Genomic DNA, 14,741 nt, shown 5'->3' with positions numbered 1-14,741 from the left:
TTTCGGGCGATATGGATTGGGCGGCCGGCGAGGGGTGGCAAACAATGGCACAATGGGGAAGAAGCGCCGACGCTCTGCCGGGCCCCGTCGTGACAAGCAAGTTCGGCAAGCGTTCCGTCATCCTGGCGCTGCTCGCCTTCGGTGCCGGTGTGATAGCGCTGACCACAATGGTGGCGCTGCCGGCCCACGCATCCGAGCGTGCCCAGAACATCGCCACGGGTTTCTTCATGGCGGTTTTCCTGCTGGCAGGGCCGTTGGCGCATATTGCCGGATTGATTTTCGGGCTGATGGCGCTGGTGCGTTCGAACGATAGCCGCGTGCTTGGGGTCGTCGGCATCCTGCTCAACGGCGGCTCCCTGGCGGTTGGCTTCCTGCTGCTTGTGGCAATGGCATCGACGATAGGCGCTTTCACCTGATCGGGGACGAGTAATGGCCGGATGGGGAAGAAGCACGATAGCAATGCCCGGCGTGGTGGGGCGGAGCAGCTTGGGCAAACGCTCGGTGATCCTGGCCCTGCTGGCGTTCGCAATGGATTTTGCGGCGGTGGTCACGCTGGCGTTGATGCCAGGCGAGGCGTCGCTGGCCGCTCAAAACGTCCTCGGCGGGGTTTTTCTGGTGGTGTTTCTCGTTGCGGCGCCGCTGGCGCACATCACCGGCGTGGTTTTTGGCTTGATGGCACTGGGACGTTCAAACGACAATCATGTCCTCGGCATCGTCGGTATCCTCCTCAACGGGCTGTCGTTGGTGATCGGCCTGTTCTTTGTTTGGGCGGCGACCAAGTCCGTTGGCGCCTTCAGGTGATCGATCTTCGTCTGGCTTGCAGCCGGAGGCGGTGCCGCTCTGGTTGACCTTCTCGTCACCTATATGGACATGCGCCCGCGCGATTTGGCGCCTGCACGCGTCAGCCCTGCAGCAGCGACCACGGTGGCGCTGGAAAGGCTGGACAGCGCCGCTTACATCGACCTCTACCGCGCTGTCGGCGAGCCGGTGCAGTGGGACCAGCGGCTGCGCATGCCGGCGGAAGACCTCGAGCGCCTGCTGGCGCTGCCCTCGACACATATCCATGTGCTGCGCGTCGAGGGCGAGGCCGCTGGCCTGTGCGAATTCAACGGCGTCGGCCAGCCTGAGGTCGAGCTGGTTCATTTCGGGCTGGTTCCCGCCTTCCAGGGTCGCAGGCTCGGCCCGTTCCTGCTCGACCAGGCGCTTCGCGCCATCTGGTCGCGGGCGCCGCAAAGGGTCTGGCTTCATACCGACACATACGACCATCCGGCCGCGCAATCGGTCTACAGGCGCGCCGGTTTCAAAGCCTATGCGCAGCGCATGGGGACATTTCCGGATTAGGATTTGAGCGTTTCTAGAGACCGCGCCAGGTTTTGCCTGGCCTGGGGCTCGAACCTGTGGCGGAATTCCTGCGTGTGAAAAATATGCTGGCGCGCGAGGAAAGTCTTGAGAATCGCGCCGCGGCCGGCGCGCCACATAGGCTCCTCGACCCAGCCATATTCGCGTCGGACCGCTTGTTCATAGGCGTCGAAAGCGTCGGCTGACGCACCCAGTATCGCCAGGTCCATGTCGAGGAAAAGCGCTGCGTCGCGGAGGGCGTTCTCATCGGCAAGGCCCCGTGGTTGAAGGCTGGGCAGTTCATGCGTGGCAGTGGCGACGATCATCGCCGCGATGCGGCCGAGGCGCTCCGGATCGGTGCGGGCGGCAAGTTTGTCCTGCGCAAGTGCTGCACTCCTGGCCTCGTTGTCCTTGGCGCGGCTGTCATATATGGCGTCATGGAACCAGATTGCGGCTTCGACGGCGCCGGAATCATGCAGCGATGCTCGATATTCGTCCGCCAGCGCCAGCAACGCCTCGATATGGGCGAGGTTGTGATAGTGGCGATCCGGAGCTTGATAGAGCGCGGAGAGCGCGCGTTTCAGCGGAGCGTCGATCAAGGGTTCGTTTTCCATGGCGGCTTGAATTTCCGTGAACCAAATCCATTTCACCGAGCACTAAGGAAAATTGAGTTCAATCGTGCTATGATCTGGCTTATATGTGCCGCCGGAGAATAGGCAAGCGGCCAGGACGCAGGACAAGACGTCGATGAACAGCATCAGCATTTCCCGCCCCACAATGGTCCAGCCGGTCGATCCGATCTGGCGTTCGGTCCGCGACGAGGCGATGGAAGCGGTCAACCGCGACCCGCTTCTGGCGGCGTTCCTCTATTCGACCATCCTCAACCAGGAGAGCCTGGAGGAAGCTGTCATCCATCGGCTCGCCGAGCGGCTCGCGCATCAGGACATCGGCTCCGACCTCATCCGCCAGACGTTCAAGTCGATGCTGGCCGACGACAAGGAATGGTCGTCGATCGTGCGTGTCGACATCCAGGCCTATTACGACCGCGATCCGGCCTGCGACCGCTTCATCATGCCGGTGCTCTATTTCAAGGGTTTCCATGCGATCCAGACGCACAGGCTGGCACATTGGCTGTGGAATCAGGGCCGCAAGGATTTCGCGCTCTATCTGCAGAGCCGCTCGTCCTCGGTGTTCCAGACCGACATCAACCCGGCCGCCCGCATCGGCAAGGGCATCTTCATCGACCACGCCACCGGCCTCGTCGTGGGCGAGACGGCGGTGATCGAGGACGATGTGTCGATCCTGCACGGCGTGACGCTGGGCGGCACGGGCAAGGCCGGCGGCGACCGCCACCCCAAGATCCGTTACGGCGTACTGATCGGCGCCGGCGCCAAGATTCTCGGCAATATCGAGATCGGCCATTGCTCGAAGATCGCGGCAGGCTCGGTCGTGCTGTCGCCGGTGCCGCACAACAAGACGGTTGCCGGCGTACCGGCCCGCGTCGTCGGCGAGACCGGCTGCGACCAGCCTTCGCGGCAGATGGACCAGCTTTTGCCGTCGCAGTCGATGGACCAGGTCGTCAGCTTCGACATCTGATTTGCAACACCCGGCGTGCCGGACTGAGTCCGGTTGCCGGCGCCGTTGCCTCTGGAGCATGATGCCGAAAAGTGTGAAGCGGTTTTCGGACGACATCATGCTCTACCTCCTTGATTTAGAGGCGGATTTGGATTCGACCTGAAATCATCCGGCTCCAGGGTTCGCGTTCTATCCAGCCGGCTTGCCTTTACATCGCCATTGTCGACGTGCCAGAAGCGCGTTCCAACGAGCAAGCCCGACGATCGGAGAAGACTTTTGAAGCCGGACGAAATCAGAAAGCTGGACGCCTATTTCAAGCGCGTCTTCCAGAATCCCAAACTCGAGGTGAAGGCGCGGCCGCGCAAGGAAGATTCGGCCGAGGTCTATGTCGGCGACGAGTTCCTCGGCATCGTCTTCAAGGACGAGGACGACGGCGACTATAATTTCTCGATGGCGATCCTCGACATCGATCTGGCCTGAGCCCAGACGGCTACGGACTTCGGCGATTGGCGGCAGCCAGCTGCGCCATCGTCATCCCGGGGAGAAGCAGCCGCAGAGCGGCGTCGCTGAGACGCTGGGATACATTCCGGCCCTCGGCTCAGGAATGTGGCGGTCCAGAACTGCCTCTGCTGCTTCCCAACAGTAATTCTGCACCGCTTCGCTGCCTTAAGCGCATGGAACGGATCCTCGGGTCCGCGCGGCTTCGCGCCCATGTATGACAAAAGCAGAGGGCCGCTACCGTGCGGTCTTTAAGACGCGCGTGGCCTCGGCGACGATAGCGGCGTCAAGCGCCGGCCAGTTGCCCAGCAACTCCCGGGGAAAGCGGTAGGTCAGGCTGAGGCTGTCGTCGACCTGGATGTCGCGCTCGCAGGGCGCCAGCGATTCCTCAGCGCTCGGTCCGCTCAGGCAGCGGACGACGAACGGGTCCTTGCCGGCCCGGTCGGCGACCGCAAGCACCTCGTTGAGATAGCCTGATTTTTCCGTAAAACCGTAAATCGTCGTGCCGCCGGGGCCGGGCGCGCCGGGCTGGCTGATGAGCGCGCTATAGATCGGCGCGAAACGGCCGCTCATGTCGCGCGACATCATCTGCGGTTCAAACGACAGGAAGATGATGTTTTTGGCGGCCCCCGTGTGGTTGAAATCGTCGCGGGCGGCTTCGCTGTAGCCGTCCATCTGGGGATAGCGCAGATAGAGGTCGAGGCGCGAAGCGATGCCGTCGCGCCGCGCCTGCAGGAAGCGGATGGCGTTGGCCGGCACGGCAATGACATTGTTGCCGATCACTACCCTGTGGACCGTGGTGTCGTCGGTGTAGCCGGCCATGGCGATCGAGCGGCCGAACCATTTTCCGCCAAGGCTGATCGCCAGCGACAGCAGCGCCAATGCGGCAAAAGCATAGAACACCCGCTTCATCAGCACGGAATCGACGACGTTGAACTCTTCTGCGGTCGCTGCCTGCTTCATCGCAATCCCCATAGTCGCCGCCCTCTGTCCCTGGGCGGCACACATGCCGCGGCATGGCTCTTGCTGCGCTGGACGCGACTGTGCGATTTCATGGTAAACGGAAGGTAAAGATGAGCCTGCTACTGCCCGTTCTCTTCGCTTTCGCCGTCGGGCTCACCGCCTGCGGGCTTACCGGGTCCGTGATGGAACTGGCGGCGGGCCGCCGGCTTGCCTTTGCCGAGCCTTATGTGTCGCCGGCGTACATCCTGCGCTCGCTGGCCGCGACCGCTTGCGCCGGGCCGTTCATGCTCGCCAACGATGCGCTCGATGCGCGGCGCGAGGGCCGCATTTCGACGCTGATGCTGGTGTCCTGCGGCTGCACGGTGATCGCCTGGGCGCTGGCGCTGGGCATCGTGCTGATCGCCATTGCCTCCTGGGGCATTGGCTCTCCTGGTGCGCTTCAGCTTTTGGTGGAATCGCTGGCGCGGTATTTGCCTTGAGGCAATTGCTGGGGAAACCGCTACGCGGTTTTCCCAGGATTGTTCTAGGGTTTGTCCCGGCCTGCGACGAATCGGAGACTGGAAATGCCGACCTATGCAATCGACGGAAAATCGCCCCGTTTCGAGGATGCCGACAGCAACTGGATCGCGCCCGATGCGACCTTGATCGGCGACATCAGCGTCGGTCGCAATGCCGGCTTCTGGTTTGGCGCAGTCATCCGCGGTGACAATGAGCCGATCGTCGTCGGTGCCGACAGCAATGTCCAGGAGCATACGGTGATGCACACCGATCCCGGCTTTCCGCTGACGATAGGGCAAGGCTGCACCATCGGCCACCGCGCCTTGCTGCATGGCTGCACGATCGGCGACAACAGCCTGATCGGCATGGGCACCATCGTGCTCAACGGCGCCAGGATCGGCAGGAATTGCCTGGTCGGCGCCGGCGCACTGGTCACCGAAGGCAAGGAGTTCCCCGACAATTGCCTGATCGTCGGCTCGCCCGCGCGGGTGATCAGGACGCTGGACGATGCCGCGGTCGCCAGGCTGCGCGCCTCGGCCGCGCACTATGTCGCCAACGGCAAGCGCTTCAAGGCCGGGCTGAAGAAGGCCTGAACTCTATTCCTGTTTGACGATGATCTTTCCCGAACGGCGGGTCAGCGCAGCAAAAATCGTTTCTCGCTTTCGCTGACGCGGTCCTTCGGTTCGGGATCATGGTCTGAAATGGTGGAGCCGGCCCGGGGACGGGGCCGGCTCCTTAAAACCCGGTCGTTGGGGACGGGGAGGGTGGGGACTCGACCGGGCTTTCTCGTTAGGCACGTCGCATTATTCGATGTGCTTGACCTCTGTAATGGCGTCCTAGCGGACGCTGGCGACCGCGTCGGCGCGGCCGTCGTTGATCGTCACCCACACGCCGGAATTCTGGTCGGACTGGCGCTTCAGGTAGGTGTAGTCGGTGTCGGTCCAGGACAGCACCTTGGACTCCAGATTATCGAGGATGAACTCGCCGAGGCTGGTGCGCACGGTCAGCACCGCATGGCCGTCGCCATTTTGTTGGCGCGCCACGGTCATCAAGAGATTGCCGGCGGGAACGCCAAGCGCCATCAATTCGCGGCGCTTCTCCAGCGCATAATCCTCGCAGTCGCCGAAGCCGCTGTCGGGATAGGACCAGACCTCTTCCTTGCCCCACATTTCCATGTCGGTGCGCGGCACGATCCGGGTGTTGACAGAATTGTTGACGTCGACGATCGCCGCCCACAGCTTGCGGGTCAGTTCGACCGGTGTCTGCTTCGGCGTGCGCTGAGCGCATTCCTGCGGCAGCTTCTGGCAGAATTCGTAGTGACCGACCGGCTGTGTCGTGCGGCCGCCAGTGTGCATGTAGGCCGGTCCTGCTGCTTGCGCCGTTCCCCAAGCGGGAAGCTGCATCGCCATTGCCATGAGCAACAGCTTGCCCCACGTCTTTGCCATTCGTCAGTCTCCCCGTTTGAGGAGACAATGACAGCGTTGGATTTATTTGACGCAAAAACCCGAAGTAGACATTGAGTAAAACCCCAATAGAATAAGCGTAAAATTTGATCTATTTTAATATAAAATCGTTCAGGGTCTCGGCGTAAAACCGCGGTGTCGGAGGCGCGGATTCCGGGTGGAGCCGTGGATTTGCGAGTGCCGCTACAAGCTGCAGAGGCAGGCGGAACGCCGGCAACAAAAACCGGCCGCGCAGGGCGGGTTCGTCTTTGCTGCCTGTTGCCGATCGTTCAGGCGCGCGGAGCGTTGAACTCGGAATCGAGCGTTTCCGGGCGCTGGATGACGGCGAATTCGATGGCGACGCCATCCTCGAAATGACGCACCACCTGGCCACGCATGGTGCCCAGCATCACCTGGATGCCGAGCGCCGGCTTGACGTCGATCTCGACCGCCGCGCCCGACAGCGACAGGTCGATGATGCGGCACTGGTACTGCCGCCCATCGGTGAGCTGCAGCACGCTTGTCGGGTTGCGCGGCGCCACGCGTTCGTGGCGGCGGTCTTCCGGCAGGTCGAGTTCATGCTTGTTGGCGAGCCAGGTCAACTGCGCGGCCAGTTTGTCCTTCTTGCGATCCGAGGCAATGACGGTCATGGCAAAGCCGTCCTGCGAAGTGCGCGTCACCACGCCCTCGATGCGGCCGATATGATCGATATAGGCAATGATTTTTTCGCCCGGCATGCCGACGCGCTCGGTGCGCAACGCGACATTGCCCGGTGACATATCGACGACCTGGCAAGGGTGTTCGGTGCGGTCCTCCAGCATGAAGCGCCCGTAGATCTTGACCCGGACGCGCTGAAAGTTACGCCTTTCGGCGCGGGACGGTGCGTATTCGACCGCCGCTGACCTCATGACTGCCTACACCCCGTTGGCATTCCCGCGTCGTGCGTGGAATCTCGGCCAAAACTACAGCCAAGCAGGTTAACAAAGGAGAAAAGTGGGTCGCCGATAGTTAAGATTAGCGCCGGCTTGGAGACTATTGCTCGCGCCCGCCGTCGAACACGACGAGGTGGCGGATACGGCGCGACCGACCGAGCGCCGAGATGGTCTCCGCCGCTTCGAGTTCGGTGGGAGCCAGCGAAGGAACGGATATTTCCGGACGGTTTTTCAGGAACATCGGTTCCTTGTCGGGAGCGATGACGCGGATGGCGTCGATCAGCGCGTCGGTGATCGGGTCGGCGCCCAGCCAGAACGGCTTTTCCACGGCGCTGATGACGCCGAGGCAGCGCGGGTTCTCGACGCCGCCGTCGAGCGGCAGCGCAAGCAGTTCGAAGTGGTTGGACCGGCCGCTGCGGCTGAACCCCTCATAAGTGATCAGCACCACGGATTTCTGCTCGAAAACGCCGTGAATGAGGCGCGACACCAGCCGCTGGTCCTTCTCGCGCCATAGCGAGGGGAACGAAAAACCCTTGAGTTCGCGGCCGTAGCCGGCGCAAAGCCTGGTGCCGGCAAGCCGGAACACCGCTTCGCCGCGCGTATCCCTTTCCAGGATGAAGGTGTCGGCCAAAAGCGCCTTGATATCGGCCGGTTCGACTTCCGAACGCTTTGGGGCAGGACGTCCATGACGCAGGCGATTCCAATAATGGAACAGCGCGATTGATCCGTTCTGGTTCATGCTATGAAACTCCGCGCATTCTGCCGTCTGATGGTCCCATCGGTGAACAGAAAGGGCGCCCTCCGATGACCTACATGCGTTCCGGAGCAGGATGCGTGCCAGCGTCGTTAAGACTTGTTCACGGGTCGGGGACGTTAAGGTTAACAAACGGTTTACGTTGCGCGCACAGGCTCGCCATGGCACACCAAAACCACTCCAGAAGCGGTCGTTTCGCGACGACCAACAGCACTTCGGTCTAGTTTTAGGGGAGCAGGGGGCTCGACCAGCCGTTCAAGGGAAACCTTGGACGGCTTCTTTTTGATTCGCGGTTTGTGATTCGCGCTTTGTGATTCGTAGTTTGTGATTTGTCCGGGCATGGCCTAGATGCTCGCGACACGCAAATCCCTGGATCAGAGCATATGAGCGAACCGGCCGGCCCCCTGGAGACCGAACAGACCGCGGAGGCGCCGCCGCCGCGCCGCGAGCCGGTGTTCAACCTGCCACCGGTGGTGCTGGCGGTGATCGGCATCTGCGTCGCCGTCTTCCTGCTGCAGCAATATGTGCTGACCGAAGAGCAGCAGATAACATTGCTCACCGATGGCGCCTTCATTCCGGTCCTCTACACCGGCCAATACGGTTTCGACTGGTTCCTCTTCACCCGTCCTTTCACCTATGCCTTCATGCATGGCGGCGTTGCCCACATTGCCATCAACATGGTTGCGCTGGCCGCCTTCGGGTCGCCGCTGGCCAACCGTCTCGGCTGGTTCTGGTTCGCCTTGTTTTTCGCCGCCACCGGGCTGGCCGCGGTGGTGCTGTTCTGGGCGGTCCATCCATACGGCGAAGCGCCGCTGGTCGGCGCTTCCGGAGCGATATCGGGCATGATGGGTGCTGCGGCGCGTTTCGGGTTCCGTACCGACCGCTCCTCCGGCAGGGCGGCCTTTGCCGGTCCCATGCTGCCGATCGCAATGGTTTTGCGCATGCGCGGCGTCGTCAATTTTCTCGGCGCCTGGATGGTCATCAATCTCGCCACCGGCCTTTACGGTCTCGGGCTCGGAGAACCCGGCCAGATCGCCTGGGAAGCGCACATTGGCGGCCTCGTCGCAGGCTTCTTCGGGTTGCGCTGGTTCGACCGGCGTTGGCGGGCGCCTGAATGGGAGATCCCCGACGACCAGCGCACCCCCGACTAGCGCACTCTATTGGCGCACCCCACTGGCACACCCCACTGGCACACTTGAAAAGCAACCGATCACGGCGCACGATGTTCACTCTTATGTGAAGCCGGTCAGGGCGGGAGCTGGCTAGCCAAGCAGGAGGAGGAGGACGCCATGACGGTTAAGGCAATTCTCGAGAGAAAAGGCCATGACGTGTTCACGCTCGGGCCGAATGTAAAGCTCAGCGAAGCCATTCGAATCCTGGCCGACCACAAGATCGGTGCACTGGTCATCACCAATGGCGATCGCAAGATCGTCGGCATCCTTTCCGAGCGTGACATCGTGCGGGTCGTCGCCAGGGAAGGCGCTGCCGCACTTGATATAACGGTACGCTCGGCGATGACGCCGAAAGTGAAGATCTGCAACGAGAACCACACGGTAAACGAGGTGATGGAGATCATGACCAAAGGCCGTTTCCGCCATCTGCCGGTGGAAAAGGACGGGCTGCTCGACGGTATCGTGTCGATCGGCGACGTGGTCAAGCGCCGCATCGAGGATGTCGAGCGCGAGGCCGACGAGATCAGGGCCTATATCGCAACGGCCTGACCTGACGAAAGGACCGCCGACCGAATACCGGCCGGCGGCGTTCATTCATCGGTTGCCGAGCGGCCGAAAAGGGCTGAAAAGGCCAGCCCGCTGCTCTGCGCTGCTTTGGGCGCTTGTCTCGCGAAGCGGTTTGCACTAGCGAAGACCGATACCCAAATTCGCGAAAATCGCAGTTTTCGCGAGCCAAAAGCGCAGGCCACCATGTCCCTTATCGATACCCGCACGCCCGATGCCAAACGTTTTATTCCCGGCGCTACCGGCGATTGGGAGATCATCATCGGCCTCGAGGTTCATGCGCAGGTGACCTCGGAAGCAAAGCTGTTTTCCGGGGCGTCGACGACTTTCGGCGCGGCGCCCAACGCCAATGTCAGCCTCGTCGACGCGGCCATGCCCGGCATGCTGCCGGTCATCAATGAGGAATGCGTCAAGCAGGCGATCCGCACCGGCCTCGGATTGAAGGCGCAGATCAACCACAAGTCGGTGTTCGACCGGAAAAACTATTTCTATCCCGACCTGCCGCAGGGCTACCAGATATCGCAGTTCAAGCAGCCGATCGTTGGCGAAGGCACGATCGTCATTTCGGTCGGTCCCGACCGGCAGGGCGAGTTCGAGGACATCGAGATCGGCATCGAGCGCCTGCACCTGGAGCAGGACGCCGGCAAGTCGATGCACGACCAGCATCCGACCATGTCCTATGTCGATCTCAACCGCTCCGGCGTGGCGCTGATGGAGATTGTCTCCAAGCCGGACATGCGCTCCGCCGACGAGGCCAAGGCGTATGTCACCAAGCTGCGCACCATCGTGCGCTATCTCGGCACTTGCGACGGCAACATGGACGAAGGCTCGATGCGCGCCGACGTCAACGTCTCCGTTCGCAAGCCCGGCGGCGAATTCGGTACGCGCTGTGAGATCAAGAACGTCAATTCGATCCGCTTCATCGGCCAGGCCATCGAGTTCGAGGCGCGCCGCCAGATCGCCATCCTCGAGGATGGCGGCAAGATCGATCAGGAAACCAGGCTGTTCGACGCCGTCAAAGGCGAGACGCGCTCGATGCGCAGCAAGGAAGAGGCGCATGACTACCGCTACTTCCCCGATCCCGACCTTTTGCCGCTGGAATTCGATCAGGCCTATGTCGACGCGCTGGCCAAGGAGTTGCCGGAACTGCCCGACGACAAGAAGGCGCGCCTGATCTCTTCACTTGGCCTGTCGACCTACGACGCCTCGATCCTGGTGTCGGAAAAGCCGATCGCCGACTATTTCGAGCAGGTGGCCTCGGGCCGCGACGGCAAGCTTGCCGCCAACTGGGTCATCAATGACCTGCTCGGCCAGCTTAACAAGGCCGGCAAGGACATTGAAAATGCTCCTATAACACCGGAGCAGCTCGGTGCCGTGATCGACCTGATCAAGGAAGGCACCATCTCCGGCAAGATCGCCAAGGATCTGTTCGAGATTGTTTGGAACGAGGGCGGCGATCCGCGCCAGCTGGTGGAAAGCCGCGGCATGAAGCAGGTCACCGACACCGGCGCCATCGAGAAGGCGGTCGACGAAGTCATCGCCGCCAACCCCGACAAGGTCGAGCAGGCTCGCGCCAAGCCGACCATGGCCGGCTGGTTCGTCGGCCAGGTGATGAAGGCCACCGGCGGCAAGGCCAACCCGCAAGCGGTTAACGATCTGGTCAAGGCCAAGCTCGGTATCGAATAGAACAATGTTCGTCCGCACCGCCAGCGAACGTGACCTTGCCGCCGTCCGCGCGCTGCTGGTCGAAACCTGGCACGCAACCTACGACGCGATCTATGGCGCCCAGCGGGTGACCGAAATTACCGACGACTGGCATTCGATCGCCTCGCTCAAGGCGCGGCTGACAAGGCCGAACTCGGAATTCCTGGTCGCCGATGACGGCAAGCGTGTCGGCGGCATGGCTTTTGCCGCCGCAACGACGGATGCGAAGATCGTGCTGCTGAACCAGCTCTATGTACTGCCGGCCTGCCAGCGGCAAGGCATCGGCCAGGCCTTGCTGGACGAGGTCGAAGCCAGCTTTCCCGAGGCGAACAGGTTGCGCGTCGAGGTGGAAGAGGCCAACGTGCCGGCAATCGCCTTCTACCGTTCGAAGGGATTTTTGCCGGTCGGCAGCACAGCCGATTGCGGCGGCGGTTCGGGGTTGCCGGCGCTGATCTTCGAGAAGCCGCTGGGATAGGCGTCCGACGAAACGTTCAGTGCTGTCCCTTCAGGACGACCAGATAGCCGCGTTCCACCGGCTGCCGGAAGGCGATCTGTTCGGATGTGCCCGGATCTTTCGATTGCTTTTCGATGACGTAGCCGCCGGGATGAGACTTGAGCCATTCCTCAGGCTTGTCGGCGTTCTCGAATGGCTTCTCTATTCGCCCAAGGAAACCGACCTCGCCCTGATAGTCGTAAGCGACGGCCCAGTCCGCGTCCTTTCGTTCGTCGATGAAGCTCGCCAGCGGCGTGAGATCGTAGCGTTTGAACACGGTTGCCGAGGCGGCGGCGTGGCCGATGGCGAAAAGGGCAAGCATGACAAAGGCCGTAGCCCTCAGCCTGGCGACTGAAATCTCGGCCATGAAGTAGCCCAGCAGAATGGTCGCGAATGGTAGTGCCGGCACGACATAGTGCGGCTGCTTGCCGGATATGGCGCTGAAGACCAGCAGCACCGCAATGAACGAGAACGACAGCAGGCGCAGGGCACGCAGATCCGGGGATTTCGTGCCGATCAGGCTGCGTATCCGGGCAGCCGGCTTCAGCCGCCACACCGGGGGGATAAAGGCCCAGGGCACGAACATGAGCGGCAATAGCATCAGGTAAAAGTAAAACGGCCGGCCATGCGAATTGTGCAGGCTTCCGATAACCCGACCTGCCGACTGGTTCCACACGAGATCGTAGACGAAACTGCCCTTGGTCAGGATGGTCGCGGGCGCCAGCCATATGGCGACCGGGACAAGGGCGGCGAGAATTGCCAGGCCGGCTCCGGCAAAGAACTGCAAAGGGGCAAGGCCGGCTCGCCGGTCACGCCAGAGAGGATAGAGCAGGACGGGCGCGCCGATGTGAATGAGCACGACCGGGCCTTTGGCCAGCACGCCGAGCCCGATGAACAGACCCGCCAGCACCGCCTGCCACCGGTTGCCGGTCCTGGCGAAGGCCAGCAACGACAGCAGTGCGGCGACCACACAAGCCGTCAAAAGCATGTCGAACAGGATCAGGGTCGAATAGATGACAAAGACGGTGCTGCCGGCCACCAGCCAGGGGATGCGACTGGCGATGTCCGGGCGCTCGGGAAACAGGGTTTTGGCCAGAAGTGTCGTCAGCCAGATGACCAGCGACGAGGCGGCGAAGATGACGAGCATCGCCGCCGCGCGGCTCACACCGAAGATGTTCCAGACGAGATCGATGAGCCAGAACAACAGCGGCGGCTTCTGCAGATAGGGCGCAAAGTTCATCGTCGGTACGAAGACATGTCCACCGAGATACATCTCCCAGGCGACGCTGAGATAACGCGTCTCATCGACCGGCAGTAGCGGACGGAAAGCGAGCGCGATGCAAAGCAGGGCCAGCAGGAAGAGGTAAGGCAGCAGCCGTTCAATTCGTGTCGGTATCAAGTTCGGGGACCGCCCAGGAAATGGTTTCCACGTCCGGTCGTGCACGATGCACCGTCTCCGGACCGAAGCAGAACCGCACCATGATTTGGGCCGAATTGCAACGATGCCGGCTTGGTATTGTGGATTACGCCTGCGTACCGGCAAATAGTTGAAAAATTTGACGATTGGCTCCGAGTATGGCTTCAGGCCGAGCGCAGCGGCGGCGTCAATTCGCGCATCAGGAGTTCCAGCTCTCGCTGGTCGCCGGTGGCGGTCTTGTCGAAGATGGTTGCCAGCTGTGATTTGACGGTGCCGTCCGAGACGCCGCTGGCAGCCGCGATTTCACGCCGTGTCAGCCCGGCGGCGACATGGCCGGCGACACGCTTTTCCGCTGCGGTCAGTCCGAACAGCGCAGCGATCGCTTCCAGCGCCGGCACTGATGCGGCGCCGGCGGCGGCAATGAAAATGGCCGCGGCGGCGCGCGGCGATATGCGGGCCGAAATGTCGCGTCGCGCCAGAGGCATGACATGCGCCACCGCCGGAGACATGGCCTTCACCAGCGGAATGTTGATGCCGGACGGTCCGAGCGCGAATTCGTCGCGCGTGCCGAGCTGGACGGCGCGGCCGATGGCGGTGTTGGCGTTGGCATAAGCGAAGGACAGCTGGCCGCGCACCGAGGACACTGAGGCGGTTTCGGTGAGCAGGGCTTCGGCTGCCGGATTGGCGAAAATGATCTGCATGTCGTCGGAAACGATCAGCACTGGATGGTCGAGGCTCTCAAGGATCGAGCGAAAGATGTCGGCCTTGCGCCGCTCGGCCTCGAACAGGTCGCCGATGGTCACCGCACGCCGGACATGGGGGGCGAGCCTGGACATCAGGTCGATATCCCTGGCTGAAATCTGGGGCCTGTCCTTGTCGGTAACCACCATCAGCGTGCCGGTGCGCGCCGGCTGCTTCATCAGCGCCACCCAGAAGAAATCGTCGAGACGGTTGGGTTCCACCCACTCGCGCACGATGCGGCTTTCGAGCCAGTTCTGGCGGGCGTCAGGGCCTTGCAGGGCGTAGACGCTATCGACGGTGAACGGCATGTCGATTTCCATCTTCGGCACCGCCTTGAAGAAGGGCACCTCGCAGGCGTAGTCGCGCTGCAGCGGCGCAAGCAGGACCGGATCGCCGCAGGAAGTCGAAAACCGGGCCGAGTTTCTCGCCGTATCGACGACCGCCAGCATGGCAAGCCGGCCGAGCGCCAATTTGCAGATTGATTCAAGCGTCGATGGCCAACGGCCGACATCGGCAATCGAATCGTAAATCGCTTCGACGATCTGCGGCAGGGCGCGACCGAATATGTTGGCCTGGACAGACACGTAGAGCCTCGTAAGGATTGCAGCGTAGTGGCAGGTCACACATTGTCTCCGCCTGAGGTCGCACAC

18 protein-coding genes are annotated in these 14,741 nt (G+C 62.2%); 11 read left to right on the top strand and 7 right to left on the bottom strand.

All coding sequences use genetic code 11. The annotated features are described in order from the left end of the window. The first annotated feature begins 89 nt into the window (after positions 1–89). From NKJ64_RS11025 to NKJ64_RS11015, 3 genes are all read left to right on the top strand, one after another. Entirely contained in the window at positions 90–416 is a 327-nt protein-coding gene (locus NKJ64_RS11025) for a hypothetical protein (protein ID WP_352462539.1), read from the top strand. 70 nt (positions 417–486) lie between these two features. Continuing rightward, complete coding sequence (locus NKJ64_RS11020; protein WP_023822943.1) at positions 487–801, top strand: hypothetical protein; 315 nt, start codon at positions 487–489, stop codon at positions 799–801. Between the two features lie 84 nt (positions 802–885). Further along, positions 886–1,341 carry a GNAT family N-acetyltransferase gene (locus NKJ64_RS11015; RefSeq protein ID WP_352462537.1) on the top strand — a complete coding sequence of 152 codons (456 nt, stop codon included), beginning with the start codon at positions 886–888 and terminating at the stop codon, positions 1,339–1,341. Here the strand turns inward: NKJ64_RS11015 and NKJ64_RS11010 are convergent. After that, complete coding sequence (locus tag NKJ64_RS11010) at positions 1,338–1,952, bottom strand: HD domain-containing protein (RefSeq protein WP_023822941.1); 615 nt, start codon at positions 1,950–1,952, stop codon at positions 1,338–1,340. The two genes, NKJ64_RS11015 and NKJ64_RS11010, sit on opposite strands and share 4 nt — an antisense overlap. A 133-nt stretch (positions 1,953–2,085) precedes the next feature. Here NKJ64_RS11010 and cysE point away from each other — a divergent pair, with 133 nt between their 5' ends. After that, the gene (cysE, locus tag NKJ64_RS11005; RefSeq protein WP_023667506.1) at positions 2,086–2,934 is read left to right on the top strand and encodes a serine O-acetyltransferase; all 849 of its coding nucleotides are present in this window, start codon (positions 2,086–2,088) and stop codon (positions 2,932–2,934) included. A 255-nt stretch (positions 2,935–3,189) separates the two neighbouring features. Then, a complete protein-coding gene (locus NKJ64_RS11000; RefSeq protein WP_006200852.1) occupies positions 3,190–3,393 on the top strand; it encodes a DUF3126 family protein in 204 nt (67 codons plus the stop codon). A 255-nt stretch (positions 3,394–3,648) separates the two neighbouring features. On the opposite strand, the gene NKJ64_RS10995 is transcribed toward NKJ64_RS11000, so the two are convergent. After that, a complete protein-coding gene (locus NKJ64_RS10995) occupies positions 3,649–4,374 on the bottom strand; it encodes a hypothetical protein (RefSeq protein WP_352462536.1) in 726 nt (241 codons plus the stop codon). A 110-nt stretch (positions 4,375–4,484) separates the two neighbouring features. Here NKJ64_RS10995 and NKJ64_RS10990 point away from each other — a divergent pair, with 110 nt between their 5' ends. Next, positions 4,485–4,853: a DUF6949 family protein gene (locus tag NKJ64_RS10990; RefSeq protein ID WP_352462534.1), complete on the top strand. Its 369-nt coding sequence runs from the start codon at positions 4,485–4,487 to the stop codon at positions 4,851–4,853. An 84-nt stretch (positions 4,854–4,937) separates the two neighbouring features. Then, on the top strand, positions 4,938–5,465 hold the full coding sequence (locus NKJ64_RS10985) for a gamma carbonic anhydrase family protein (protein ID WP_023710583.1): 528 nt from the start codon (positions 4,938–4,940) through the stop codon (positions 5,463–5,465). 243 nt (positions 5,466–5,708) lie between these two features. Here the strand turns inward: NKJ64_RS10985 and NKJ64_RS10980 are convergent, their stop codons facing one another. From NKJ64_RS10980 to NKJ64_RS10970, 3 genes are all read right to left on the bottom strand, one after another. Continuing rightward, complete coding sequence (locus tag NKJ64_RS10980) at positions 5,709–6,317, bottom strand: transglutaminase-like cysteine peptidase (protein ID WP_023753295.1); 609 nt, start codon at positions 6,315–6,317, stop codon at positions 5,709–5,711. Positions 6,318–6,604: 287 nt separating this feature from the next. After that, entirely contained in the window at positions 6,605–7,222 is a 618-nt protein-coding gene (locus NKJ64_RS10975) for a PilZ domain-containing protein (RefSeq protein WP_023667501.1), read from the bottom strand. A gap of 124 nt (positions 7,223–7,346) precedes the next feature. Beyond that, positions 7,347–7,985, bottom strand: coding sequence for a PAS domain-containing protein (locus tag NKJ64_RS10970; protein ID WP_023833720.1), 639 nt, complete (start codon positions 7,983–7,985; stop codon positions 7,347–7,349). A 398-nt stretch (positions 7,986–8,383) separates the two neighbouring features. Between NKJ64_RS10970 and NKJ64_RS10965 the strand changes: the two genes are divergently transcribed. The 4 genes from NKJ64_RS10965 (at position 8,384) to NKJ64_RS10950 (ending at position 11,915) form a co-directional block, all read left to right on the top strand. Next, positions 8,384–9,151, top strand: coding sequence for a rhomboid family intramembrane serine protease (locus tag NKJ64_RS10965; RefSeq protein WP_352462533.1), 768 nt, complete (start codon positions 8,384–8,386; stop codon positions 9,149–9,151). Positions 9,152–9,289: 138 nt separating this feature from the next. Continuing rightward, positions 9,290–9,721: a CBS domain-containing protein gene (locus NKJ64_RS10960; protein ID WP_023667498.1), complete on the top strand. Its 432-nt coding sequence runs from the start codon at positions 9,290–9,292 to the stop codon at positions 9,719–9,721. A 201-nt stretch (positions 9,722–9,922) separates the two neighbouring features. Beyond that, positions 9,923–11,422, top strand: a complete 1,500-nt coding sequence (gene gatB, locus NKJ64_RS10955; protein ID WP_352462532.1) for an Asp-tRNA(Asn)/Glu-tRNA(Gln) amidotransferase subunit GatB — start codon at positions 9,923–9,925, stop codon at positions 11,420–11,422. A gap of 4 nt (positions 11,423–11,426) precedes the next feature. Continuing rightward, entirely contained in the window at positions 11,427–11,915 is a 489-nt protein-coding gene (locus NKJ64_RS10950; RefSeq protein WP_352462531.1) for a GNAT family N-acetyltransferase, read from the top strand. Positions 11,916–11,931: 16 nt separating this feature from the next. Here the strand turns inward: NKJ64_RS10950 and NKJ64_RS10945 are convergent, their stop codons facing one another. Both NKJ64_RS10945 and NKJ64_RS10940 read right to left on the bottom strand, forming a co-directional pair. Beyond that, positions 11,932–13,332, bottom strand: a complete 1,401-nt coding sequence (locus NKJ64_RS10945; protein ID WP_352462530.1) for an ArnT family glycosyltransferase — start codon at positions 13,330–13,332, stop codon at positions 11,932–11,934. A 182-nt stretch (positions 13,333–13,514) separates the two neighbouring features. Next, on the bottom strand, positions 13,515–14,675 hold the full coding sequence (locus NKJ64_RS10940) for a helix-turn-helix transcriptional regulator (RefSeq protein ID WP_352462529.1): 1,161 nt from the start codon (positions 14,673–14,675) through the stop codon (positions 13,515–13,517). Positions 14,676–14,741 lie beyond the last annotated feature (66 nt).

Origin of the sequence: Mesorhizobium sp. M0062, assembly GCF_040323125.1 — a bacterium.
GTDB lineage: Bacteria > Pseudomonadota > Alphaproteobacteria > Rhizobiales > Rhizobiaceae > Mesorhizobium.
Note: the sequence above shows the minus strand (reverse complement) of the source record. Positions and strands in the feature narration are given on the sequence as shown.